Genomic DNA, 24,627 nt, shown 5'->3' with positions numbered 1-24,627 from the left:
TCGGTAAAAATCGGACGGGGTTGGCCAAAAGAGGCGACCAGCATCGCACTCCTTTAACTCCTCGACCGGAGCAATGTAAGAAGGCGCGAAGGCAGGGCAACTGAGCGAGAACCCCACCCACACAGCGCAAAACCCGGTCCCACCAACAGGCGGGACCGGGCGTCGAGAAGAAAAAGGCTACAGGTTGATCATGTGGCCTTCGATGCCGTGGGCCGCTTCCTTCAGCACCTCAGACAGGGTTGGGTGAATGTGGATAGAGCGGGCGATTTCGCCAGCGGTGAGGTCGAAGCGCTGGGCGAGGACGACCTCCGGCAGCAGCTCGGCAACGTTGGCGCCAACCAGGTGTGCGCCGAGGATCTCGCCGTATTCGGCGTCGGCGACGATCTTGCCGAAGCCCGCGGTCTCAGCCAGGCCGACTGCCTTGCCGTTCGCGGAGAACGGGAAGGTCGCAACCTTGATTTCGCGGTCTGGCCACTTCTCCTTCGCCTGCTCCTCGGTGTAACCCATGGAGGCGACCTGAGGGTTGCAGAAGGTGGCGCGCGGCGTCATCATGTAGTCCTCGATTTCGAGGGTTTCGGCACCCGCGATGGTCTCGGCGGCGATGATGCCCTGCGCCTCGGCAACGTGCGCGAGCTGCAGCTTCGCGGTGACGTCGCCGATGGCGTAAATGCCGTCTACGTTGGTGCGCATGCGGTCATCGATAGCGATGGCCCCACGCTCGGTGAGCTTGACACCAGCCTTGTCCAGGCCGTAGCCCTCGACGCGCGGGGCAAAGCCGACAGAGATCATGACGCGCTCAACGGTGAGCGTTTCAGTCTTGTCGGTGCCATTCTTCTTGACGTCCACCTCGACCGAGTCACCGTTGTCCCGCACCGCGGTGGTTGCGTGGCCGGTCATGAGCTTGACGCCGAGCTTCTTGTACGCCTTCGCGATCTCCTTGGACACGTCCTTGTCCTCGTTCGGCAGAACGCGGTCCATGTACTCGATAACGGTGACGTCCACGCCGTAGTTGGACAGCACGTACGCAAACTCCATGCCGATAGCGCCCGCACCCACGATGACCATGGACTTCGGCGCATCCTCGTTGAGGATCTGCTCCTCGAAGGACACAACGTTTTTGCTCAGCTCGATGCCTGGCAGAGTGCGCACGACGGAGCCCGTCGCGATGATGCAGTTGTCGAAGGTGACGGTCTTGCCCTTGTCATCGCCTTCGGTGATCTCGATCGTGTTGGAATCGGTGAAGGAGCCAAGACCGTGGATTTCCTGGATCTTGTTCTTCTTCATCAAGTAATGCACGCCACCAACGATCTTCTCGGAGACCTTGCGGGAGCGCTTGTGGGCGTCTTCGTAATCAAACTCGACATCACCCTTGATGCCGAACGTCTTCGCTTCATGGTTGAAGATGTGGGCGATCTCCGCGTTCTTAATCAACGACTTCGACGGGATACACCCAACGTTGAGGCACACACCTCCCCAGTACTGCTTCTCAATGACCGCAACCTTCAGGCCCAGCTGCGCTGCTCGGATGGCGGCGACATAGCCACCAGGGCCAGCGCCGAGGACAACAACGTCATAATGCTCTTTAGTCACGCCCCATAGAATACGTTGCTTGTAACGTTTTCGCTTCAATATCGGACACTTTAATAGAATGCTTGAAGGACCACCTTCACCACCTACAAATAGTTGAGGAGCACCCCGTGAATATTGCGCGTCCAGCTATCGCCGGAGCCGCCGCCGTCGCGATCGCTGCAGGAGGCTGGTATGCCGTTGCACCATCCGAACAGGCAACGACTATTTCTGCCGCCCAGAGCGTAGAGGAGACGTCGATAAGTGAGGCGACGACGACCTCTTCCTCGAAGACCACCACGACCACAACCAAGGTTGAGGAAACGACGGTCGTCGAAGTCGTAGAGGAAGACAGCACCGAACCCACGCTTGATGACGCCGACATCCCCACAGCCGAGGGTGCCGAAACCACAAACGATGCCATCGCGCGCGTAAAGAAGCTGGAAACCGCACCGCAAAAACCCAGCGGCGGCGATCAGTATTGGTTCACCAACATCGACGGCATCAAGGGCTCCGAGAAGCTCAGCGTCTACTCCCCCGCCATGGAACGCGACATCCCAGTCGGTGTGATCCGCGCGGGCGTACCCGACGCACCCACCGTCTACCTCCTCAACGGCGCCGGTGGCTCCGAGCAGGATACTGACTGGATCGCGCAAGCGGGCACCGTGGTGAAGAAGGTCTTCGAAGACGAGCCGGTCAACGTCGTCATCCCGATGGCGGGTGCGTTCTCCTACTACATCGACTGGCTCTACGAGCCGAACTCCCGCTACCTGCAGGGCAAACAGCTGTGGTCCACGTTCCTGGGCTCCGAGCTTCCCGACGCCATCGAGCCCTACCTCGAGGCCAACGACAAGCGCGCCGTCGTCGGGTTCTCCATGTCCGCCACCTCAGCACTCCTCCTTGCCGAGCACAACCCTGGACGCTACGCCGCCGTCGGCTCCTTCTCCGGCTGCGCCGCTACCTCGACGGGCATCCCGAACGGCTGGGTCAACCTCACCGTCAACCGCGGCGGCGCCAAGCCCGAGGAGATGTGGGGCCGCGCCGGCAGCGAGTACAACCGACACAACGACGCCCTCGTCAACGCCGAGAAGCTCAAGGGCACCAAGCTGTACATCTCCAGCGCAACGGGCCTTTTCGCCGAAAGTGACACCGTCGGCTTCCTCCGCAAGACCCGCGACATGGACTTCGTCCAGGCCTCCGCGAACGCCCAAACCCTCATCGTCGAGGGCGGCGTGATCGAAGCCGCCATGAACGCCTGCACCCACGACCTGCTGGTCAAGCTCAAGGCCAACGACATCCCATACAACGCCAACCTGCGCGCCACCGGCACCCACTCATGGCGCATCTGGAAGGAGGACTTGGAGCTGTCCTGGAAGCAGACCATCAAGCCGGCGCTTGGGCTCTAACTCCCGCCCCAGACACCAAATTCCTTCACGCTCCCTTCGGCGACCTGGGGAAACGCAAACCATCCCGCCGAAAACTAGGGATTTGGTGCGCCCCCTGGTCGACCAGTGCCAAAGGACGCAACCCTTAACATCTAGCGCTTTTCTCACCTGCAGGTTTGAATGTCTAGCCTAAATAAGGTTGCGCCCTTTGGCACTCCAGCGTTTCCACAAGACACCAAATTCCCTCACGCCCACTCGGCGACCTGGGGAAACACAAACCTGCCCCCAAAAAATTAAGGAATTTGGTGCGCAGCGCCCTGCACGAACCACAAAAACCCGCCGCCCACCCAACAACAGGTGGCGCGACGGGTTCAAGCGGGCGAAGCCCCTAGAACAGGCCCATGCCGTATGCGATGGTGGAAGACGTCGAGGAGCCGAAGTGGATCAGCTCACCGAGGACGTTGTTGATGGCGACCTGCATGGACTCGATCGGGTTCATTGCAACTACCTTCTTTCAAAGAGAAATTCTGTAAGAACGAAATACTTCCCACATTCTTGCACGAAACGCCGAACAAAGTGACACCAGAAGCCCCAATTGCCACATCTGTAAAGTAGGATGGCTTCCATGTTGAAGCGCATCACTCGTTCGGTTGTGGCTACAGCGATGGCTGTAGCCATTCCTTTGTCGGCACTCCAGGCGGTCCCAGCAGTTACGCCAGCAGCATCGGCCCAGCCCGTGGGTACGGTGAAGCCCTGGAACGCAATTGCGAATCCACCGTTGGCGAAGACGGACGGGAAGCCGCAGAAGTGGGTCGAGAAGGTTGACCATAAGCAGGTGTTGAGCTTCTTGGTGTATTCGCCGTCGATGCGTCGGGATATCCCGGTGGCGGTGTTGCCTGCGACGAATGCTGCGGGGCAGCGCGTGCAGAACGCTCCGACGATCTACCTGCTGAACGGCGCTGGTGGTGCGGAGCAGCACCAGGACTGGTTGAGCATGAGTGATGCTCGCGAGTTCTTCGCAGGCAAGGGCGTCAATGTTGTGATTCCGCAGGAGGGCGCGTTTTCGTACTACACGGACTGGGTGAGTGACAATGTGCGCTCGCGCTACATTAACGGCCCACAGAAGTGGGAGACGTTCCTGGTCAAGGAGTTGCCGGGGCCGATTGAGGGGCTGCTGGGGGCGGACAAGAATCGCCGTTCGATTGTGGGATTCTCGATGTCGGGGACCACGTCTCTGGTGTTGCCGACGCACTACCCCGGGTTCTATAAGTCTGCGGCGTCCTTCTCGGGGTGTGCGGCGACGTCGACGCCTGAGGCGTACCAGTTCGGCCGGATTACGGTGAACCGGGCGTCGGGAACGTTGGATTACCGGACGGTGACCCCGGAGATGATGTGGGGCCCGATGGGCAGCCCGAATAACCGCTACAACGATGCGCTTGTGAATGCGGAGAAGCTGCGCGGGACCCGCTTGTATATTTCGACGGGCACGGGCCTGGCGGGCCGCCAGGATCAGGTGAGTTACTTGGTTGGCCAGGGGCTTCCGCAACCTGCGGCGAGTGTCGGTTCGGCGATTCTGCAGGTTGAAGGCGGCGTGATTGAGGCTGCGATTAATAAGTGTTCGCATGATTTGCGAGCGAAGCTGGAAGGCCTGAATATTCCAGCGCAGTATGAGTTCCGGAATGCGGGGACGCACTCGTGGCCGTACTGGCGCGAGGATCTGCACAAGGCGTGGTTTACCACGATCGCGCCGTCGTTCGGAATGTAAGGCGATGTAACGCCAGGTGAAGCACCTTTCTTTTGCCACGCTGTTCGCGGCGGTCAGCGGCTTTGTGGTGTTGTGGGTGGCGTCGAAAGCACTCGACGCCGACACGGCCTACCGCTACTTCGCTGCGTACTGGGGGTTGTTCTTCGCGTCCACCGGGCTTATCGACGGCCTCACCCACGAGACCACGCGTGCCGTCGCGGCGGCGCGCGAGGATGGCCGGCGGGGTTCGGCGAATCCGTGGCGGTTGGGGGCGTGGACGGCGCTGGTGGTGGTCGTTGTGGCGGCGGTGGCGGGCGCGCTGTTCATCGGCACTGCTGTTCCCGGAAGTACGCTGACGGCCACTGCCCTGCTGCAGGTTGGCCTGGTGATGTACGTGTTCCAGGCGGTGCTGGGCGGGGTGCTATCGGGGGCGCAGTTGTGGGAGCGCTACGCGGCGCTGGTGGCGCTGGATTCGGGTGTGCGGCTGGTATTGGCGCTTCTGGCGTGGGCGCTGGGGTGGGGCCTGCCTGCGTTTTTGGTGATTACGGTGGTCGGCGCGTTGAGCTGGCTGGTGGTGTTGCGCCGGGAGCATTTGCGGGTGCCGCTGGATGTGCATCGTGGGGTGTTCGTGCGCCGGGTGTTGACGGCGATGGTGGCGTCGGGGGCGTCGGCGGCGCTGATCACGGGCTTCCCGACGGCGGTGAACGCGGCGTTCCCGCAGGCGTCGGTGGCGGCGATTATGAACGCGGTGATTTTGACGCGGGCGCCGGTGTTGGTGCCGTTGCAGCGTTTCCAGTCGGCGCTGGTGGTGAGGTTTGTGGAGCGTCGAGAAGCGTTGTTTGCGGCGTTGGTGCAGCCGGTGGCTGCGGTGCTCGGACTGGGCGTTGTGGGCTTCGCCGCGGCGTGGGCGGTGGGCCCCTGGATTCTAAAACTGGCGTTTGACCCGGAGTTTTACGTCGATGGGTTGACGCTTGGGGTGCTCACGTTCGCGTCGGCGTTTATGGGCGCGCTGATTATTACGGGGGTGGCGGTGCTGTCGCTGGAGCGGCACGGCTGGTACGTCGCGGGGTGGCTGACGGCGACGGCGGTGGCGTTCGCGGTGCTGGGGGTGATGCCGCGGCTCGTGGATGTCGACGTCCACTCCGTCGTGCTCACGGCCTTGTTCGCGGGCCCGCTGGCGGGGGCGGCGGTACATTTGGTGGCGCTCCGGCTAAGGTAGAAGCCCATGGGAACAATGCTGGTCACTGGTGGTGCGGGCTTCATCGGCGCGAATTTCGTGCGGATGGTCACCGAGCGCACTGACTACAAGGTCACGGTCCTGGACAAGCTGACGTACGCGGGCAACCCGGCGAATCTGCGGGGGTTGGACGTGGAGTTGGTGGAGGGGGACGTCGCTAATGAGGCGCTGGTGGGTGACTTGGTGGGGGCGTCGGATGTGGTGGTGCATTTCGCGGCGGAGTCGCATAACGATAATTCGTTGGAGGACCCGTCGCCGTTTATTCACTCGAATTTGATCGGCACGTATGTGTTGTTGGAGGCAGTGCGCAGGCACGGGGCGCGGCTGCACCACATTTCCACGGACGAGGTGTTCGGAGACCTGCCGCTGACGGGCAACGAGAAGTTCACGGAGGCGACGCCGTATAAGCCGTCGAGTCCGTATTCGGCGACGAAGGCCGGCTCGGATCATTTGGTGCGGGCCTGGATCCGCAGTTTTGGTATTCAGGCGACGATTTCGAACTGCTCCAACAACTATGGGCCGTACCAGCACGTGGAGAAGTTCATCCCGCGCCAGATCACGAACATCCTGTGCGGGCAGCCCGCGAAGCTGTACGGCACGGGCGCGCAGGTGCGTGACTGGATCCACGTCGACGACCACAACGACGCCGTGCTGACCATCCTGGAACGCGGCAAGCTGGGTGAGACGTATAACATCGGCGCGGACAACGACCACACCACGAACAAGCAGGTCATCGAGATGATCTGCGAGCTGATGGGTGGCGAGTACGAGCACGTCAACGACCGCCCCGGGCACGATCAGCGCTACGCGATGGACTCCACGAAGCTCACTACCGAGCTTGGGTGGCGGCCGCGTTACACGAAGGATCTGCGCGACGGGCTGCAGCAAACCATCGAGTGGTATCGCGAGAACCGCTGGTGGTGGGAAGGGGCGAAGGGGGACGTCGAGAAGCGTTATGAGGCGAGAGGACAGTAATGATTGCTGGGTTGGAAGTCCACGAGCTTGCGGTGCACCGCGACAACCGCGGCTGGTTCAAGGAGAACTGGGCGGGGCAGAAGTTGGTGCCGGTGCAGCAGAATGTGAGCTTCAACGCGCGGCGCGGGGCGACTCGCGGCATGCACGCTGAGCCGTGGGATAAGTGGGTGTCGGTGGCGTCGGGCCGCGTGTTCGGGGCGTGGGTGGACATGCGGGAGGGCTCCGCGACGTTCGGGGAGACGTTCAGCTGCGAGGTCGGCCCGGAGACGGCAGTATTTGTGCCGCGCGGGGTGGCCAACGGTTTCCAGGCGCTCGAGGACGACACGACGTACATTTACCTGGTCAACGAGCGATACCAGCCCGGCGCGCGCTACGCCTACTGCTCCTACAAGGAGGTCGAGTGGCCGATGGAGCCCACGGAGCTTTCGGAGGCTGACCTCACCCACCCCATGCTTGTCGACGCCACCCCCGTCCCCCAGCGCAGAATCCTCGTGACGGGCGCGAACGGGCAGCTGGGCCGCGCGCTGCAGGAGCTCTACGGGCCGGATGAGGCGGAGTTCTGCAGGCGGGACCAGCTGGACATCACGAACCTGGAGGGCGTGGACTGGTCGAAGTACTGGGCGGTGATCAACTGCGCGGCCTACAACGACGTCAACGGCGCGGAGGATGACCCGGCGGGCGCGTGGCGCGTGAACGCGGAGGCCCCAGCGCAGCTGGCGCGGGCGGCCAACGAGCACGACTTGGTGTTGGTGCACGTGTCCAGTGATTACATCTTCGATGGCACCCAGGAGGTGCACACGGAGGAGGAGCTGCCGAGCCCGCTGAGCCGCTACGGGGCGTCGAAGGCTGCCGGGGAGACGGCGGCGCAGCTGGCGCGCAGGCACTACGTGATTCGGACGTCGTGGGTGTTCGGCGATGGGGCAAACTTCATGGCGACGATGCGCCAACTCGCGGAGACGGGCAAGGAGCCGCGCGTGGTGAAGGATCAGCGCGGGCGGCCGACGTCAGCGGAGGACCTGGCGAAGGGCATCCGCCACCTGCTGGCCAACGAAACTGAGTACGGTGTGTACAACATCACCTCGGATGGGGATTCGGTGGGGCGTGACGAGATCGCGATGGCGGTATTCATCGGGATGGGCAAGGACCCCGCGCAGGTACACCCGGTGACCTCAAAGGAGTACGGGGACAAGGCGCCACGGCCTGCGGAATCGACGCTTGCGCTGGACAAGATTAAGGCGACGGGCTTTGCCCCCATGAACTGGAGAGCTGCGTTGGCGCTCTATCTTGGGTAGGTTGTACTGCATGAATCGCACTTCTCTTGCAGCTCTCGCGGTGGCGGGGGCACTGGTGGTGGCAACCCCGGCGTTCGCTTCCACCCAAACTTCTACCCCTTCGGCCCCGGCAACCACCACGGTCACCGTCACCCCGACGGTGACGGCGACGGTCACCCCGACAGTTGAGGCCACCACCACGACGAACACCGCTCCGACGGACCCGGCGATGGCGCTGTCCGCCGGTGACACGTCGAACGTGTCCACCCCGGCGCTCGTCCTGTTCATCATGGGCATTCTGACCACGGTGCTGGCTGTGATCGAGAAGCTGCCGCTGGATAAGATCCTGCCGAAGCGCTAAGTCGATGAAGGGCATCATTCTGGCCGGCGGGTCCGGCACCCGGCTCTACCCGATTACGAAGGGTATTTCGAAGCAGTTGATGCCGATTTACGACAAGCCCATGATCTACTACCCGCTGACCACGCTGATCAGCGCTGGTATCCGGGAGATCATGGTGATCACCACGCCGGAGGACGCGCCCGCGTTCCGGCGCCTGCTTGGCGACGGCTCCGACTGGGGCATCATGCTCCACTACGGCATCCAGCCCTCCCCCGACGGCCTTGCCCAGGCGTTCCTGATCGCCGAGGACTTCATCGGGGATGACTCGGTGGCGCTCGTGCTGGGTGACAACATTTTCGACGGCGCCCTGGACTTAAGCCATGACGGCACCGGCGGCACCATCTTCGCCTACGAGGTCTCCGACCCGCACCGCTACGGCGTGGTGGACTTCGACGCGAATGGCGTGGCCACGTCGATTGAGGAGAAGCCGGAGCACCCGAAGTCCAACTTCGCCGTGGTCGGGCTGTACTTTTACGACAATCAAGTCGTGGACATCGCGAAGACGATTACGCCGAGCGCCCGCGGTGAGCTGGAGATCACCAGCGTGAACGAGGCGTACCTGAAGGCGAACCAGCTGCGGGTCCACCGTCTGAACAGGGGTGACGTGTGGCTGGACACCGGCACGATCGACTCGATGGCGGAGGCCTCCGCCTACGTGGAGGTGCTGCAGAAGCGCACCGGCCTGGTGATTGGCTCGCCGGAGGTCGCCGCCTACGAGCAGGGGTTCATCTCTGTGGACAGGCTGGTCAGCCTAGGTGAGTCCATGGTGAAGTCGGGCTACGGCACATTTCTTCTCGACGCCGCACGCAACTAGTATCGGTATCCATGTCCACCGTTACTGCGCTCCTGTCTGCCTACCACGGCACTGTTCCTGACCAGCTCGCTGAGGCGCTGCAATCCCTCGCTGAGCAGACCCGTCCCGCGGACGAGGTCGTGGTCGTCTTTGATGGGCCGGTGGCGGAAGGGGTCGAAGGGGTCGTCGAGAAGTATGGGGCGCGCGTGGTGCGCTGTGACGAAAACCGCGGTGCGGGCCCCGCGCTGCAGGCGGCGCTGGAGACGATCGACAGCGAGTTCGTGGCGCAGCTCGACTCCGACGACAAGGCGTTCCCCCAGCGCATTGAGCGACAACTCGAGTTTTTGCGGCAGCACCCCGAAGTGTCCGTGGTGGGTACCGCCGTGCAGGAGTTCGACGGTGAGCGCACCGGCGGCATCCGGCGCCTGCCCGAGCACCCCGCACACTACGCCAAGATGAACTCGCCGATGAACCACCCTTCCGTGATGTACCGCACCGCGGACGTCAAGGCTGTGGGCGGGTACCAGGACGTGCACCTCATGGAGGACTACGACCTGTTCGCGCGCCTCATCGCCGAGGGCTACACGCTGTACAACATGCAGGAGCCGCTCACCTACTTCCGTGTCACCGACGAGCAGTTCGACCGCCGCACCGGCAGCGACATGTTCACCTCGGAGGTAGACATGCAGATCCGACTGGTGCGCTACGGCCTGATCGGCCGCACGCGCGCGATGGTGAACGTCGCAGTGCGCACCCTCTACCGACTGCTACCGAAGCCACTGCTGAAGCGCGTTTATGCGCGGCTTTTCCACCGCGCGGGGTAACATTTCGGGCAACATGAACGACGACACCTGGCTCATCATCCCCTGCTATAACGAAGGCCCCGTTATCCAGCAGGTCATTGAGCATGCGCGGGAAACGTTCCCGAACATCGTGGCCGTCAACGACGGCTCCCGCGACAACTCGGCCGACGCCATCCGCGCCTCCGGCGCCCACCTGGTGAACCACCCGGTGAACCTGGGCCAGGGCGCTGCGATCCAGACCGGGGTGGAGTACGCGCGCGCCCAGCCGGGTGCGAAGTACTTTGTCACCTTCGACGCCGACGGCCAGCACCAGGTCAAGGACGTCCTGCGCATGGTGCAGCGCCTGCGCACCGAACCGCTCGATATCGTGGTGGGCACTCGCTTCGCCGGCCAAGATAGCTCGCAGGTGCCGTGGATCAAGCGCGTGGTGCTGCGCACGGTGGTGATGCTCTCGCCGCGCACTCGTCGCCTCGGCCTTAGCGACGCCCACAACGGCCTACGCGCCTTCAACCTCAAAGTGGCCAACGAGATGAACCTGCGGATGAACGGGATGTCGCACGCATCCGAGATCGTCGCCCTGATCGACCAGCATAAGTGGCGCGTCGCCGAGGAGCCCGTGGAGATCCTGTACACCGAGTACTCGATGAGCAAGGGCCAGTCGCTCATTAACGGCGTCAACATCCTGGCCGACAACATCGTGGCAGGGAGGCTCCCATGATCCAGTTCGCACTGATCTGCGCCACCGTCCTGTTGGCGCTCTACTTCTTTGCTAACCGCCGCAAGGCGAACGCGAAAGCTTGGGTGAAGATCGGCTTCGGCGCGATGTTCATCGCCGCCATCTGGGCGATCCTGCGCCCCGACGACGTCACCATCCTTGCCAACTGGTTGGGCGTTGCCCGCGGCACGGACCTGATGCTGTACGTGCTGATCATCGCGTTCTTCTTCACCACCATCTCGACCTGGACCAGGTTCCGTGAACAGGAGCTGCGCTACGCCAGGTTGGCGCGGGCGGTAGCATTACAAAACGCAGAACAACCAAAGGAGCACAATGAGTGATACCAAGATCCCACCACTGATGTGGGCGTTTACGGCAGTACTGGCAATCGGCACCGGAGTGGGCGGCTACGTCATCGGCGCGAACTCCGCGACACCCGCCACGGAGACCGCCCAGACTGCACCGTCTCAGGCCGCTGAAGAGCCTGCCGCCGAACCGACTATGAACGAGGCCGCCGCCGAGATCGAGCGCCGCGACGCCAACGACCCAATGGCCCTCGGCGATGTCGACGCCCCCGTCGTCCTCTCCGAGTTCTCCGACTGGGACTGCCCATTCTGCATCAAGGCCAACGTTGAGATCATGCCGCAGATCATCAAGAACTACGTCGATGAGGGCAAGGTGCGCATCGAGTTCAACGACTTCGTAGTCAACGGCCAGGCCGCCGTCGAAGCAGCCCGCGCGGGCCGCGCCGCCGCCGACCAAGGCAAATTCTTCGAGTACCAGGACGCCTACATGGCAGAGGCCATCAAGGCGAACGGCCACCCCGACTTCGCCATGGAGGACTTCGTCCGCTTCGCTGAAGCCGCAGGCATTCCGGACATGGAGAAGTTCAAGGCCGACGCCGCCAGCGACAAGTACGACGCCGCACTCCAGGACGCTAACAACCTGGCGCAGCGCGCAGGCTTCAACTCCACCCCGTCTTTCTTGGTCAACGGCCAGGAGATCATCGGCGCGCAGCCTTACGAGGCCTTCGAGCAGGCCATCGAGGACGCGCTGGCCAAGTAGCTAGTTTCTAGGAATGCGCGATGACGTCCGCGACGTGGGCGTGGCCGCGCTGGTTCACGTGCAGCGGCATGTTGCGTGGCGAAGGGCCGAAATCGACCAGCCCGGCCCACATCCGGATGTGGTCCGGGGCACACATGTTGTTGTTCCACGTGGACGGCTTCAGGTCCAAAAATTCGACACCCGCTGCGCGCGCCAGGTCCACCTGCATCCACTGCGCGGTGTCCTCCCACGCTTGCACGAAGGGCATCGGGGTGGCGTCGTGCATGTTGTTGCCCAGCTGAAACAGGCACACGCGGTCGCCCTGCGTGATCTTCGGGTAGCCGACAATCTGGATGCGCGCGTTCGGCGCCGCCGCCCGGATACGGTTCACCTGCGGCACCATCGCGTCGACGAAGGCGCGACGCACCTGCTCCGGGGACCGGCCGCCGGTCGAATAGGTGTCATTGAAGCCGGTCGAGATGATGACGCGGGCCGTTGCCGGGTTCAGGGCGCGGTCGCGCAACGCGCGGTCAACCTGCAGGGAGAAATAGGGGCCAACGCGAGTTGAAACGGTGCCGGCACAGGAGTAGTCCATTGCCCGCAACCCGAGGCGCGCAGCCGCCTGCTTGCCCCAATTCCTCGCACCGGTTGGGCACCAGACCTTCGCATCCGAGGAGCCTTGTGGCGTGGCGCCGATTTTTCCTGCCGCCCAGTCGTGGACTGTTGGGTCGGCAATGACTGAATCGCCGAAAACCACCATGTTACGCGGCTGCGCGGTGGCCTGCGCTGGCACAATGGCCAGCGCGGTCGCGACGATCGCCGCCGTCAACTTACGAAACACAAGTGCACTTCTTTCACATCTACAACAAGAACTACGCCTACTTTGCCAGATGTCATAGAATAGAGCAATGTTTCTCCGCTTTCTCAGGGCCACCCACCGCGCCGGAATGATCAGCCTCGGCAACAGCCCGAAAGCAGCGCTAGGGGTTATACCAAATCTGCTCCGCTTCCGTTTCACCACCGCCCGCGCCATCGAACAGGGCTACCTCGCCGCCCCCGAGCGCACCGCCCTTATCGACGACACCGGCCTCCTCACCTACCGCGACCTCCGCACCCAAGCGCGCAACGTGGCCCGCTGGATCCTCAGCGTCACCGACCAGCCGCGCATCGGCGTCATCGCCCGAAACGGACGCGGCATCATCCTTCCGCTCGGCGCTAAAGGCTACACCGGCGGCTCCATCTTCCTCCTCAACGTCGGCTCCTCCACCGAACAACTCCGCGGCTGCATCGAGGAAAACAACATCAACATCCTCTTCACCGACGACGAATTCCTACCCCGCATCCCAGACATGGGCACCGCCATGGTGGTGGTTGATGGGGCGAAGTTGGCGTCGATAAGTATGGGCGGGGGCGACGCCACGCTGCCGCTGTTCCCGAAGCACGGCGACATCGTGCTCATGAGCTCAGGCACCTCCGGCATCCCCAAAGGCATCCTGCGCGCCGAGCCCACCCTCCCCCTCGTCGCCGCCGGCTACCTCGAAGCCATCCCGTTTCGCGCCGGCGACACCGTCCAGATGACCGCCTCCATGTTCCACACCTGGGGCTGGTCCGCGCTCAACATCGCGCTCGGGGTAGGCGGCACCATCGTCACCCAGCGCGTCTTCGACCCCGCCAACGCCTTCCGCCAACTCGAGCACTTCCGTTGCGACGGCCTCATCTCCTCTCCCATCTTCCTCAAACAGATGCTTGACCTGGAGGAGGACTACGACACCTCGCGGCTGCGCTTCATCGGCACCGCCGGCAACGCCCTGACCCCGCTGCTCGCCGAGCGACTCATCGACCGCTTCGGCCCCATCGTGGCCAACATCTACGGCTCCACCGAACTCGCCCTCGCCGCAGCCGCCGACGCCACCATCGTCGCCAACGACCCGACCTGCGTCGGCCGCGTCCCACCCGGCACCACCCTGCGCATCTACGACGACGCCGGACGCGAAGTCCCCACCGGCACCGTCGGCCGGATATTCCTCAACAACGAAACCGCACTCCGCGGCTACACCAACCCCAACACGCCCATGGTCACCATCGACGGCCTCATCGAAATGGGCGACCTCGGTTACTTCGACAACCAGGGCCTCCTGCACGTCGTGTCCCGCAGCGACGACATGATCATCGTCGGCGGCGAAAACGTCCACCCCCAATCCGTCGCAGCAGTCCTCGAGCGCATGCCAGGTATCGACGACCTCTACGTCGGCAGCGTCGACGACCCCGACACCTTCAAACGCGTCGCCGTCTGGGTCGTCCGCGCTGACGATCCAGACGGCCAGGCGTTGACGGCTGCCAGCGTCCAGGGCTGGGTCCGCGACCACCTCGCCGAGCATTCCGTTCCGCGCGACGTCCACTTCGTCGACGCACTGCCCCGCAACGCCACCGGAAAAGTGGTGCCGCGGGAGTTGTAAGGGAGGCGGTGTTGGCTAACGCCTGTTCTTCCCCATTGGACTAGGCCGCGCTGAAGAATTCTTTCAGGGCAGCTTCGGTAATCTCGACATTTTTACCGGCATAGAACGCTTCGCGCCAAGGTTTTTCCGAGTGCGTCTTTTCACGCAAGGCCCACGCAGAGTAGATACCGTATTTGCGCCACACAGCTACCAGCTCATCCTGGATATCAGCGTAATCATCCCAATTAAAGTCCTCAGGAATGAACGCGTCAGGATCAATGGGGTTACGCCCATACTGCTTGGTCGCCTTGTAGACGTCAGCAACGACGGGACCATGCTGCCATGCCTGGATCTCATCAGAAAACAGTTTGGTTCCAGCCGATCCGATGTGTTCGCCCTGCGCATAGTACAGGAGCTTCTGGAGCTTGAGCTGCGACAGATCCGCATCCATCTGTTCTGCCCACGCTACAAACCAGTGTGCGATCTCAAGTGCTGTCCTTGTACCCACGTTCGTTCCCCTCACAGCTTGGTCATTACTGTATTACTGATCAACTGTACTCAGCGTTCAGACATGAACACGGTGACCAGTAATACCAGGCCGTTCTCGTTACAGCGTCCAAATTCAGAATTGCGTTCATCCTAGTCGCTCACGCCTGCAATCTCGATACTCACTTGCTTTGTTTTCGTTCCGGTCGAGGTCTTAGAAGCGTGCGATGCTGGTCGCCGGAAATCAGCCAGGCGACGCGAAAATGGGCGACCTGCGTCGCACTCCTTGAACACCTCGACCGGAGCGAGAACCGCCCGGAGACCAGCCGCAAACCACCCCCACCTACCCCCGGATTCCCACGTTAACGCTGTCGCAACATGCGGTGTCGGAAACTAAACACGTACACCCGGTACACCCACTCGACCTCAAGGAGGACACCATGAAACGTATCGTTACCTGCGCAGCAGCCACCGCGATCGCGCTCGGCACCATTGCCGCACCTGCCCACGCCGCGACGGTGAGCGTGAAGGACAAGGACGGCATGTGCACGGTGCAGCTTTCGCTCGCCGAGCAGCGCTTCGTGAGGGCCTGGTTCGAAGCGTCGAAGGCAATTGGCGCCCACGAGCAGGCGCGTGACTTCGTGGCCGCCGTGGATACTGCTTACCCGGACGCCACGAAGCGCCCAACCAAGCTCGCTGAGAAGTACGCCGAGGCGCAGAAGACGGTGAAGGAGACGAAGCCGACGAAGGAGCGCACGCTCGAGGACATTGTCCCGGCCAAGCGCCAGGTCGGCCCGGGGGTGGAGCGCGTTGAGGTGCCGTTTGGCGTCGAGAAGAGTGATGAGGCGCTGTACAAGGCGTGGGCCGCCACGCCAGCTGGGAAGGTCGCCGAGAAGCAGGCAATGCTTGACGACGCCGACTCCGCCGCGGCCGCTGCCTGCGCGAAGGGCGCCCAGGCGGATGTTGCGTACCCGACGGCGGAGCCGGAGCTGAACGTGGCGGCGATTGTTGGTGGCGTGATCGCGGCGGTGCTCGCGATCATTGGCCTGATTGCCGCGCTGCCGAAGCTCGGCGTGAAGTTGCCGATGCTTCCTATGTAGACAGGTAGTAGCTGCTAGAACTTAGGCAGCTGCGTGCGCAGGTTGTCCACCAGGGATGGTGCTGCCTGTGCGATCACAGCCAGTAGACCGGCGACTCCGAGGATGGACAGGATGGCGATGAGCCACGGGGAGTCGGCGGAGGAGCCGTCGGCAGGCTTCTTGTTGTCTGCTGGCTTTTCGCCGTTCCACCACTTGTCCAGGGTGAGGCGGGCGACGGTGGTGTTGTCGATGTAGGAGCCGCGGATCTTGTCGGTGTGCTTGGTGGATGCTTCGTAGATGTCGTCGGCACCTGCGCCCTTGTACCAGAAGCCGACGAGCTGGTTGGTGTGGTTGTCGGAGTTGTAGGTGTGCTCCGGCTTGGCGCCCTTTTCGCCGCTGAGCTCGCTGTACTTGTCGGTGTCCTGCGGGCCGGCGAGGTAGCCGGTTTCGTGGTCGGCGGTGACGATGAGCAGGGTGTCCTCCCAGGAGGAGTTCGCCTCGACCCACTTTTCGACGGCCTCTACCGCGTCAAAGAAGTCGATGGTCTCTTCGATGGAGCGGCCGATGGTGTTGGCGTGGCCGGTCCAGTCGATGGCGCCGCCTTCGATCATGAGGTGGAAGCCGTCTTTGTCCTGGTTGAGGGTGTTCAGAGCGCCGAGCGACATGGTGGCCAGGGTTGGCACGCCCTTGTTGAACTCGGTCAGGTACGGGCCGACGTTTGCCTTGTCTTCGCCGTCGGAGCCGTCGCGGCCCTGCTGCAGCGTGTTCGCCACGGGTGCGAGGCCGAAAACCTTCTTGGCGTCCTTGTTGGCTGCCTTGGCGAGGGACTCGAAGTCTGCCTGGTCGGTGACCAGGCTCCAGTCGGTTTCACCGTTGGCGACCTTGTTGTAGGTCTCCTCGGTGATGTACTTCGGGTTGAACTTGTCGGTTTTTTGGGCGTTGTCGTCGTAGAGCGGGTGGCCGGCGCCCATGATGACGGACAGTGGGCTGTCGGGGCCGAGCATTTCGTCGGCGAGCTGGGTGTAGTTGCTGCGGTTCTCGTTGTGGCCGCCCCAGCCTGCCGGGGTGGCGTGGTTGAACGGCACGGAGGACACGACGCCGGCGGCCTTGCCCTGCGCCACGGCTCGCTGGGAGGTGTTCTCGAGCTTCTCTCCCTTGTGGTCGACGCCGATCTTGCCGTTGTCCGTCTTGACGCCGGTGCCCATGGCGGTGGCGGCTGCGGCGGAGTCGGTGAAGTTCTTGTTGATCCAGTCGCGGTCGCTCCACGCCTTGATTTCGTCGTACTCGTTGCCGTACTGGAAGGTGGTCATGGAGGTGTGCTTCCAGCCCTTGTCCTCCTGCTCGAAGGCCTGGACTGGTTTGCCGTCGACGTTGGAGATGCTGTTGATGCTGTTTTCACCGTTGAGCATCCACTTGGACTGACCAGTCTGCCACAAGTTAGCTGCGGCGACATGGTTGTAGCCCATGCCGTCGCCGACCATGTAGATGATGTTCTTCGGCGCCTTCGGTTCAGCGGCGTCTGCAGGCGTTGCGACGACAGCGAGCGCCACCACAGCGGACGTTGCTGCAGCGGCGACACGTGGGTTGGTAAAAGCCATGAGTTTCCTTCACAGAATCGGTACTTGGTTCGAGCCGCCGGGTTGGCGACACAACGATTCTGCGAAAGCAATGTGAGTTTCCGGAGACATTCCGGTTATGTTTGGCGCAATTTTGGGTGAACGCTGAGCGAACCCTTTCAGTGTCCGGAACGCCAAAAGGCGCCACCCAGTGTGGGTGGCGCCTTTCATTCGACTCTGCGCGGGTTACTTCTGCTCAGAAGAACCAGCCTTCTCAGAAGACGTAGTCTCCTTCGAAGAACCGAGGAGCGTCAGGCCATTATTGAACCCGTCCTCCTCACACGCCTGGGCGATCAGGACGCCCAGCATGCTGACCGCAGCGATCGCGCCGAGCGCGATACCCAGCGGGCGCAGCTGCTCGCCGTAGCCAGCGAACTGGCGGTTGACAGCGTCTGCCTTCGCGCGCAGCTCACGGACCCATTCTGGGTCTTCGTGGCGGCGACCCTGCTGACCGTGGCCCCAATCACGCTTCGGCATGGACTCCTGGAAGCGGGCGTTCAGCTCAGCACCAGCCTGCTGCAGCTGCGGGCCGAACGCTTCGTTCACGCCGTAGCCGATACCAGCAAGCAGGCCGATTGGCAGCAGCCACAGCAGCGGGCTGTTGACCGCGAACGCGTTCGCAGCGCAGCGCTTCGCCTTCTCCGAGGAACCGTTGGCGCCTGGCTCAGCCGGCGTCGAAGGATCGTTCGGGTTCGGCTTGCCACCTGGCTGGTTCGGGTTGTTCGGATCGTTCGGATTCGAAGGCTCGCTCGGGTCAGTCGGGTTCTTCTTCGTGCCGACCTTGATGATCAGCTTCTGCGGAGCAACCTCGACGACACTGCCGTCTTCCTTATGGATGCGCTGACCAGGCTTACCCGGCTGCACAACCTCGTGCTTGCCCGATTCGAGCTCGGAGTCCTCAACGACCTCGTAGTCGTAGGAGACTTCCTCAGTCCAGCTGGTGCCAGCCGGTGGCTTGGTGCCGACGCGAACAACGCGCTCGACTGGCTTCTCCACCATCTCGGCGACAGGCTTGCCGTCGACAACCTTGATGGTGTAGCGGCCGTCCTTACCAGCAACGTCTTCGACTTCCTCACCTGGCTTCAGGTTCGGGTCGTAGACAATCCGGGTGGTGTAGCGGACCTTGATCTCCAGGTCGCCACCAGGCGTCGGCTGCTCAGGCTGATCCGGGTTCTCCGGATCGTTGCCCGGCTTCTTGGTGCCGATGAGGATAACGTGGTCCTGCTTCTCCACGACGGTCTCTTCGGTGCCGTCAGACTTGTGGTGGACCAGGCCTGGCTTGCCTTCCTGCTCAACCTTGTGCTTGCCAGCCTCAATGGTTGGGTCGAACTTGACTTTCACCTCGAACGGGATTCGCTCGTTCCACTCGATGTCCGCAGGTGGCTTGGTGCCAACACGCACGATGCGCTGGACCGGCTCCTTGGTCGTCTTCACGGAAGGCTGACCCTTTTCGACGGTCACCTCAACCTTGCCGTCTTCACCCTTCTGATCCTCGACTTCCTCGCCTGGTTCAAGCGTCTCGTCGTAGATGATCTTCGTGGTGAACGGAAGCTTGACTTCCTTTGCTTCAATCGACGGTTCCGGATCAGTCGACGGCGGAGTCGGCTGCTCCGGTTCATCGGTCGGTGGCGTCGGGTTTGCAGGCTTCTTGGTGCCGACGCGGATGATCTGCTTGACCGGCTCCTTGGTGCGCTCAGTGGTGACCTTTGGATCCCCGGACGGCTTGCCATCGACGATCTTCTGGGTGGAGGTCTCAACGTCCTCACCAAGCTCGCCCTGCTGATCGACGACCTGCTTACCCGAATCAAGGGTGTCGTCGAGGATGACCTCGGTTTCGAACGGAACTGGCTTCTTCACCTTGGTGACCAGCTCACCGTCTTCGATAGCCGGACCGTACTCGATGATCTCCTTGACCGGATCCTTGGTCTGCTTCTCTTCAGGCTTCACGGAAGCCTGGTCGCCCTTTGCGGTGAAGTCAGCCGTGTAGGTTGTCTCACCCGGCTCGCCCTTCTGGACGACCTTGATCTCGCCCGGCTTCAGCGCCAAGTTCGGACGGGTCTCAACCTCGAACGGAAGCGGCGCCTTCCAGGTGACCTTCTCGGAGGCCTCAGGCGCTTCGGCTGGCTTGGTGCCGACCTTGATCACCTGGTCAACCGGCTTTTCGGTGATCTCCTCGGAAACCTTCGGGTCGCCTGGCTTGGAGTTGGTGATGTCGCGTTCGATCGTCACCTTCTTCTTACCCGGCTTACCTTCAGTGACAGTCTCAGAGGTGCCAGCTGGCAGGTTCGGATCGAACTCGATCTTCACACCAAACGGAACCTCAGACTCCACGGTCTCGGTAGTAGAACCGGTGGTCTTGGTGCCAACGCGGATCTTGGCGTTCTTCGGTGTCTTCGTCTGCTCAGAGGTCACGGTCGGCTCGCCGGACGGCTTTCCGTCGACGATCTTCTGGGTAGAGGTCACAACCTCGGTACCAAGCTCGCCCTGCTCATCGACGACCTGCTCACCCTCCTTAAGGGTGTTGTCGAAGACAATCTCGGTCTCGAACGGAACCGGCTTCTCAACCTTGGTCACCACAGAGGTGTCCTCAGCCGCCGGACCGTACTCGATGATCTCGTTAACCGGATCCTTGGTCTGCTTCTCCTCCGGCGTGACCGTTGCCTGGTCGCCCGTGGCCGCAAAATCTGCGGTGTAGGTCTTCTCACCCGGCTCGCCCTTCTGGGCTACCTTGATCTCACCCGGCTTCAACTCCGGGTTCGGACGGGTTTCAACGTCGAACGGAACCTGGGCAGTCCAGGTGACCTTTTCGGAGGCCTCGGACGGCTTGGTGCCGACGGTGATGACCTCATCTACCGGCTCCTTGGTGATCTTCTCAGTGATCTGCGGATCGCCAGGCTTCGAGTTGGTGATGTCACGCTTGATCGTCACCGTCTTCTCGCCCAGCTCACCCTTGGTGGTCACCTTGGACTCACCGGCAGGCATGTTCGGGTCGTACTTAACGACGACCTTGTACGGGGCCTCAGCCTTGTAGGTCTCGGTGTTCTCACCAGTGGTCTTGGTGCCGATGCGGATCTTGGCCTTCTTCGGGGCCTTGGTCTGCTCGATGTTGATGCTCGGTTCGCCGTCCGGCTTGCCGTCCTTGATCTTCTGGGTGGAGGTAATCGTCTGCTCACCCGGGACGCCCTCTTCGTCGACAACTTGCTTGCCGGACTCGAGGTTGTCGTCGTAGACGTACTCGATCTCGAACGGAACCTCTTGAGTCTTCTTGCTGGTCAACTCCTCATCCGGGATGCCCGGGCCGACCTCGATGATGCGAGTGACTGGCTCCTTGGTGGTTTCATCCTCAGCAACCTGTGCTTCAGAGCCCTTGGAGGTGAACTTGGCGGTGTAGGTCTTCTCGCCGTTCTCACCTTCCTGGACGGTCTTCATCGCGCCAGGCTTGAGCTCCGGATTCTCGCGAACCTCAGTCGGGTACGGAATCGGGAACGTCCACTTGACGTCCTTGACGCTCTCGGCAGGCTTGGTGCCGATGAGGACGACCTCGTTGACCGGGTCCATCGGCTTCTTGGTTTCCGGATCAACGACGCGCTCCCACTTGCGGTCCTTGTTCATCTTCTCCTTGCCAGGCTTGCCTTCGGTTTCCACCTTGTACTTGCCGGCAGGGATTTGATCAGAGAACTTGTACTCGACCTCGAACGGAAGCTCACGCTCCGGGACGTCGACGACGTTGACCGTCGCGGTGGTGTTGTCCTTTGAGCCGTCCTCGTAGGTCACGATGACCGGGACGTCGATCTTGTCGCCCGGTTCAGCGGTATCCGGGGAAGTGGAGATGACGTTGCCCTTGTCATCCAGGCCGACGATCCAGTCACCGTTGTCGGTCTTCACCGTGTAGGTCGGGTTGCCGAACTCGTTGTTCTCGCCGGTGGCCTCGAGGCCCTCCGGGTCGATGGTGAACGGCTTGTCCGGATGAAGGTTGATCTCTTTTGGCTTCTCGACGGAGATCGGCGAGGTTGCGGTATCACCCGGGTAGACGGTCTGTGACGGAACAACCGGCTCAGCTTCCCAGCTGTTGGTCAGCTTCACCACGGTGGTGACTGGCACCAGCGGGTCAAGCCGTTCGGGGTGGTCACCGTGACGTTGATGGTCTTCTTGTCACCCGGCTTGGAGTTTGCCGGCGGGGTGGAAGATACAACACCGGTGTTCGGATCAACCTTGTATTTCCAACCGTCAACTTCCTGCTCAGTGATCGGCGCGCCGTTCTCGTCGATGCCGAAGGAGTACTTGGAGCCCTTTGGTGCGTCCTGAACGTTATGGTTCACAGCCTGGTTCGGGCCAGTGACCTGTACGTCGTATGTTGGAGCATTGTCGCCACGCAGTACCACAAAGGTGGCCTTAACGTCCTGCGGATCTGCCTCGCTTTCCTCGCTGTAGTGCGCAAGGACCGGAACATCAAGCTTGTGCCCCTCGGGCGCGGTACGCGGAATCTTCGTGTCGATCCGACCGGTTTTCTCGTCGAGCGTGATGGTCCACTTGCCCCCCTCGTCTTCAAACGGCCACGTCCACGTCACCTTTTCTTCGCCGGTTTCTTCGTCAACAGTGCTGACTCTTTTAGCGATCTCCATGGTGTCTTTGTCAGGCGTGTACTTGAACGGAGCCTCGTCGGTCGTGTTACCACTCAAGCCACGCTCAGGGAGCGTTGGCGTCTGCGAGGCTTCTTCGTTCGGCTTCTTCGTCACCGTGTCGTATTCAGGGATCTTGATGTCGACGACCGCCTGGAACTGGACCTCAATCGGATCTGTAGTGCCATCCGGGTAGGTCGCCTTCACCTTCGGGGTGATGACGGTGCCCGGTGCGACGGTGTCGTTCGCCTTCGCGGTGACCTTGCCAGTCTCATCGACGGTGACCTTCCAACCTTCAGGCACGGTGGACTCGTCGATCTCGAACTTGGCCGGGTGGACTGGCTTGTGGCCCTTCATGATGGACTTGGTGCCCACCTGAGCGGTGAGGTCCTCACCGATTTTGCCCTTGGTCAGGCCCGGGCGTACCAGGTCAGTGACCTGGGTGTTGTTTGGATCAACAACCACCATGAGTTGAAGTACGTCTGTAGAGCCGTTCGAGTACTCGACAGTGATTTTAGGCTGCGCAAAGCTGCCCGGCTTCGGGTTCTCCGGAGCCGTGACGGTGACGTTGTAGTCCTCGTCCATCTCGACGGTCCAGCCCTCGTAGACGTACTTCTCGTCCAGGGTGGCCTTAGCTTCGAACCCTTTCTGATCCTTCTTCTTCGCCAGTTCCCTGATCAGGTCAGGGGTCTGGGTGAAGGTGACCTTCTGTGGCTCGGTCGCGAGCGGGCCGGTCTCGCTATCGACACCGGAGATGATCGACGCGTCCGTCTTGTCGTACTTCGGGTCGTGGTACTCAGTGTCATCCAGCGAGAACGCCTTAGAGCCGATGACGTTCGCCTTGCTGTAGCGTGTCGGCGAGTTGGAGCTGTCGAAGGCCTTATTGTCGCCCCATTCGTTGTTGTGGTCAGCAGCGGCCTGGAGTTGGTCAACGGTACGCGGCTTCGCCAAAACGGAGAAGTTGACGTTCTTGTCGGTCGCCAAGTCAGTACCGCGGTACTCCGGCCAGGTGAAGTAGATGTCACCGGTCTTTTCGTCGATACGCAGGTTCTGCGTACCACCGGAGGCTTCCGGGTCGGTGGTGCCGATGAACTTGCCGTTGCCGTCGTAGGCCTCCACGACCATGCGGGACATGGAATCGTCCTTGGCGTCGTTCTGCACGGTAGGGACGTTGATCGTACCGACCTTGGTTTCGTCACCAGGCACGATGACGTGCTTCTCCCAGTTCTCCCACGACACCGTAATCGGGTTACATTCGATGTTCTCGCTCGGCCACGGGTTTACAACAGCTTTGAATTCCGAGCTGTCACCTTCCGTAGCTTTCAGGCCCGAAGGATTGTCCTTCGTGTAATTGCTCTGCCAGGCGTAGCGCACGGGATTGGCGGCAGTGGCCGAAGCGAACTGCTTGACTTTGTCATCGGTCAGTTCTGCGTAGAGATTCAGGTTTCGTTGTAGGCGAGCACCAGTAATCTCAATGGCTTCGTCAGCCTTGTGCGTGACGCTCTTGTCAAGGAAGGTCTGGCCGGCATCCATGGAAGGCACATTGTCGGTACCTAAGACCTTGCCAAGGTTCCCCCCATTGGTGAAGGACCAATCGGCGAATGTGCGGTCCTTCGAGTTATCAAAGGAGACGCTCAGACCCCACAGGGTCTTGTCGGGGCTATCTGCACCCGGCTCCAGGGTGTTCCAGCTGAAACCAGCCTGGCTGTGGTTAGCGGTGTCGGCTTCCCTAACAACACACGACCCGGCCGGCAGGTCGGAGGCCTTCTGTGCGTCCTTCTCCACCGCGCCGGACTTGTCGCGGATACCACCGCTCAGGGTGGCAGCCGCAGCGTACGGCGCCAGCGGGCCCGGGCCGACCACGCTCAGGCCACCAAGCGCGAGCGCAATCGCAGATGTTGCCGCGATGCTAGTAGACGTTGACTTACGAAAACGCCGAGATGATTCGGCCATTAATTTACTCCTCATAAATACTTCAGAAGAAACTGATAAAAACAACCAGCTTCCTGAATCTGGTGTAAAAGTGCCACTGACATGGTATTTCAAGCAGTAGATAAGCGTCTATTCTAGTGAATAGGTATAGCGAATGTCGATATAGAATTCACGGCACCCCCACCGCGAATGCCCACGAAACCGGGAAAACACCCCGAGTGTTCGCCTTTTCCGTACGGGCGGGGGTGAGTTTTGTTTTGCTCACCAAACACGCCTCTGCAGTGGTGAGAACGGGGAGTGGAGCGAAGAGGGCGTCGATAAGTGGGGCGGGCCCTGCGATGCATCGTGAAGCGCTGCCTGCGTCCTACGCCTTATGAATATAAGTGAAGTTAAGTTTTCACCGGGGACGTCGTGAAGCTGCTACTTCATTGCCACAGCTCGCCATGGAACCTGTACGATCCCTTTCGACGTGCCCATTTGTTGATCTCCGTTTCGTCCTGAACCGACAGGCATGCCCACCCCAGCGT

Annotated in this window: 19 protein-coding genes; 13 read left to right on the top strand and 6 right to left on the bottom strand. The window is 61.8% G+C overall.

Annotated features, from left to right (window positions below; all coding sequences use genetic code 11):
• Positions 1-177: 177 nt before the first annotated feature.
• On the bottom strand, positions 178-1,590 hold the full coding sequence (gene lpdA / locus ACXIUA_RS10255; protein ID WP_256042396.1) for a dihydrolipoyl dehydrogenase: 1,413 nt from the start codon (positions 1,588-1,590) through the stop codon (positions 178-180).
• Between the two features lie 107 nt (positions 1,591-1,697).
• Between lpdA and ACXIUA_RS10250 the strand changes: the two genes are divergently transcribed.
• The 11 genes from ACXIUA_RS10250 (at position 1,698) to ACXIUA_RS10200 (ending at position 11,954) form a co-directional block, all read left to right on the top strand.
• Positions 1,698-2,972, top strand: coding sequence for an alpha/beta hydrolase (locus ACXIUA_RS10250; RefSeq protein ID WP_252931920.1), 1,275 nt, complete (start codon positions 1,698-1,700; stop codon positions 2,970-2,972).
• Between the two features lie 604 nt (positions 2,973-3,576).
• Positions 3,577-4,716: an alpha/beta hydrolase gene (locus ACXIUA_RS10245; protein ID WP_457976761.1), complete on the top strand. Its 1,140-nt coding sequence runs from the start codon at positions 3,577-3,579 to the stop codon at positions 4,714-4,716.
• Between the two features lie 16 nt (positions 4,717-4,732).
• Positions 4,733-5,914: a hypothetical protein gene (locus ACXIUA_RS10240; RefSeq protein ID WP_256021608.1), complete on the top strand. Its 1,182-nt coding sequence runs from the start codon at positions 4,733-4,735 to the stop codon at positions 5,912-5,914.
• 6 nt (positions 5,915-5,920) lie between these two features.
• Positions 5,921-6,907, top strand: a complete 987-nt coding sequence (gene rfbB, locus ACXIUA_RS10235) for a dTDP-glucose 4,6-dehydratase (RefSeq protein WP_252931924.1) — start codon at positions 5,921-5,923, stop codon at positions 6,905-6,907.
• A complete protein-coding gene (rfbD, locus tag ACXIUA_RS10230; protein ID WP_457976760.1) occupies positions 6,907-8,199 on the top strand; it encodes a dTDP-4-dehydrorhamnose reductase in 1,293 nt (430 codons plus the stop codon). Before rfbB ends, rfbD begins: the two co-directional genes overlap by 1 nt.
• Before the next feature lie 10 nt (positions 8,200-8,209).
• Positions 8,210-8,539 (top strand): hypothetical protein, encoded by a 330-nt coding sequence (locus tag ACXIUA_RS10225; RefSeq protein WP_256021606.1) that lies wholly within the window; start codon positions 8,210-8,212, stop codon positions 8,537-8,539.
• Between the two features lie 4 nt (positions 8,540-8,543).
• A complete protein-coding gene (gene rfbA / locus ACXIUA_RS10220) occupies positions 8,544-9,392 on the top strand; it encodes a glucose-1-phosphate thymidylyltransferase RfbA (RefSeq protein ID WP_070975181.1) in 849 nt (282 codons plus the stop codon).
• Positions 9,393-9,403: 11 nt separating this feature from the next.
• Positions 9,404-10,195 (top strand): glycosyltransferase, encoded by a 792-nt coding sequence (locus ACXIUA_RS10215; RefSeq protein ID WP_256021604.1) that lies wholly within the window; start codon positions 9,404-9,406, stop codon positions 10,193-10,195.
• A 13-nt stretch (positions 10,196-10,208) separates the two neighbouring features.
• Entirely contained in the window at positions 10,209-10,892 is a 684-nt protein-coding gene (locus tag ACXIUA_RS10210; protein ID WP_256021601.1) for a glycosyltransferase family 2 protein, read from the top strand.
• Positions 10,889-11,230, top strand: a complete 342-nt coding sequence (locus ACXIUA_RS10205; RefSeq protein WP_256060129.1) for a DUF2304 domain-containing protein — start codon at positions 10,889-10,891, stop codon at positions 11,228-11,230. Before ACXIUA_RS10210 ends, ACXIUA_RS10205 begins: the two co-directional genes overlap by 4 nt.
• The gene (locus tag ACXIUA_RS10200; protein WP_256000698.1) at positions 11,223-11,954 is read left to right on the top strand and encodes a DsbA family protein; all 732 of its coding nucleotides are present in this window, start codon (positions 11,223-11,225) and stop codon (positions 11,952-11,954) included. The genes ACXIUA_RS10205 and ACXIUA_RS10200 overlap by 8 nt, the downstream gene beginning before the upstream one ends.
• 7 nt (positions 11,955-11,961) lie before the next feature.
• On the opposite strand, the gene ACXIUA_RS10195 is transcribed toward ACXIUA_RS10200, so the two are convergent.
• The gene (locus ACXIUA_RS10195) at positions 11,962-12,774 is read right to left on the bottom strand and encodes a GDSL-type esterase/lipase family protein (RefSeq protein ID WP_070363231.1); all 813 of its coding nucleotides are present in this window, start codon (positions 12,772-12,774) and stop codon (positions 11,962-11,964) included.
• A gap of 67 nt (positions 12,775-12,841) precedes the next feature.
• Here ACXIUA_RS10195 and ACXIUA_RS10190 point away from each other — a divergent pair, with 67 nt between their 5' ends.
• The gene (locus tag ACXIUA_RS10190) at positions 12,842-14,389 is read left to right on the top strand and encodes an AMP-binding protein (RefSeq protein ID WP_288792552.1); all 1,548 of its coding nucleotides are present in this window, start codon (positions 12,842-12,844) and stop codon (positions 14,387-14,389) included.
• Between the two features lie 40 nt (positions 14,390-14,429).
• On the opposite strand, the gene ACXIUA_RS10185 is transcribed toward ACXIUA_RS10190, so the two are convergent.
• Positions 14,430-14,876, bottom strand: a complete 447-nt coding sequence (locus ACXIUA_RS10185) for a Panacea domain-containing protein (RefSeq protein ID WP_256021594.1) — start codon at positions 14,874-14,876, stop codon at positions 14,430-14,432.
• A 418-nt stretch (positions 14,877-15,294) separates the two neighbouring features.
• Here ACXIUA_RS10185 and ACXIUA_RS10180 point away from each other — a divergent pair, with 418 nt between their 5' ends.
• Positions 15,295-15,954, top strand: a complete 660-nt coding sequence (locus ACXIUA_RS10180) for a hypothetical protein (RefSeq protein ID WP_457976759.1) — start codon at positions 15,295-15,297, stop codon at positions 15,952-15,954.
• A gap of 14 nt (positions 15,955-15,968) precedes the next feature.
• Here the strand turns inward: ACXIUA_RS10180 and ACXIUA_RS10175 are convergent, their stop codons facing one another.
• From ACXIUA_RS10175 to ACXIUA_RS10165, 3 genes are all read right to left on the bottom strand, one after another.
• Complete coding sequence (locus tag ACXIUA_RS10175; protein WP_288792547.1) at positions 15,969-17,531, bottom strand: alkaline phosphatase; 1,563 nt, start codon at positions 17,529-17,531, stop codon at positions 15,969-15,971.
• Positions 17,532-17,735: 204 nt separating this feature from the next.
• A complete protein-coding gene (locus ACXIUA_RS10170) occupies positions 17,736-21,650 on the bottom strand; it encodes a G5 domain-containing protein (protein WP_457976758.1) in 3,915 nt (1,304 codons plus the stop codon).
• Positions 21,629-24,121 carry an adhesin domain containing protein gene (locus tag ACXIUA_RS10165; RefSeq protein WP_457976757.1) on the bottom strand — a complete coding sequence of 831 codons (2,493 nt, stop codon included), beginning with the start codon at positions 24,119-24,121 and terminating at the stop codon, positions 21,629-21,631. Before ACXIUA_RS10165 ends, ACXIUA_RS10170 begins: the two co-directional genes overlap by 22 nt.
• Between the last annotated feature and the right edge of the window lie 506 nt (positions 24,122-24,627).

The organism is Corynebacterium sp. UMB8791 (assembly GCF_054166365.1).
Note: the sequence above shows the minus strand (reverse complement) of the source record. Positions and strands in the feature narration are given on the sequence as shown.

Bases quoted from the DNA above. Each gene is read 5' to 3' on its own strand.
- ACXIUA_RS10175 (WP_288792547.1), bottom strand. From the start codon at position 17,531: ATGGCTTTTACCAACCCACGTGTCGCCGCTGCAGCAACGTCCGCTGTG.
- ACXIUA_RS10165 (WP_457976757.1), bottom strand. From the start codon at position 24,121: ATGGCCGAATCATCTCGGCGTTTTCGTAAGTCAACGTCTACTAGCATC.
- rfbB (WP_252931924.1), top strand. From the start codon at position 5,921: ATGGGAACAATGCTGGTCACTGGTGGTGCGGGCTTCATCGGCGCGAAT.
- rfbA (WP_070975181.1), top strand. From the start codon at position 8,544: ATGAAGGGCATCATTCTGGCCGGCGGGTCCGGCACCCGGCTCTACCCG.
- ACXIUA_RS10225 (WP_256021606.1), top strand. From the start codon at position 8,210: ATGAATCGCACTTCTCTTGCAGCTCTCGCGGTGGCGGGGGCACTGGTG.
- ACXIUA_RS10205 (WP_256060129.1), top strand. From the start codon at position 10,889: ATGATCCAGTTCGCACTGATCTGCGCCACCGTCCTGTTGGCGCTCTAC.
- ACXIUA_RS10190 (WP_288792552.1), top strand. From the start codon at position 12,842: ATGTTTCTCCGCTTTCTCAGGGCCACCCACCGCGCCGGAATGATCAGC.
- ACXIUA_RS10215 (WP_256021604.1), top strand. From the start codon at position 9,404: ATGTCCACCGTTACTGCGCTCCTGTCTGCCTACCACGGCACTGTTCCT.
- rfbD (WP_457976760.1), top strand. From the start codon at position 6,907: ATGATTGCTGGGTTGGAAGTCCACGAGCTTGCGGTGCACCGCGACAAC.
- ACXIUA_RS10245 (WP_457976761.1), top strand. From the start codon at position 3,577: ATGTTGAAGCGCATCACTCGTTCGGTTGTGGCTACAGCGATGGCTGTA.
- ACXIUA_RS10180 (WP_457976759.1), top strand. From the start codon at position 15,295: ATGAAACGTATCGTTACCTGCGCAGCAGCCACCGCGATCGCGCTCGGC.
- ACXIUA_RS10200 (WP_256000698.1), top strand. From the start codon at position 11,223: ATGAGTGATACCAAGATCCCACCACTGATGTGGGCGTTTACGGCAGTA.
- ACXIUA_RS10210 (WP_256021601.1), top strand. From the start codon at position 10,209: ATGAACGACGACACCTGGCTCATCATCCCCTGCTATAACGAAGGCCCC.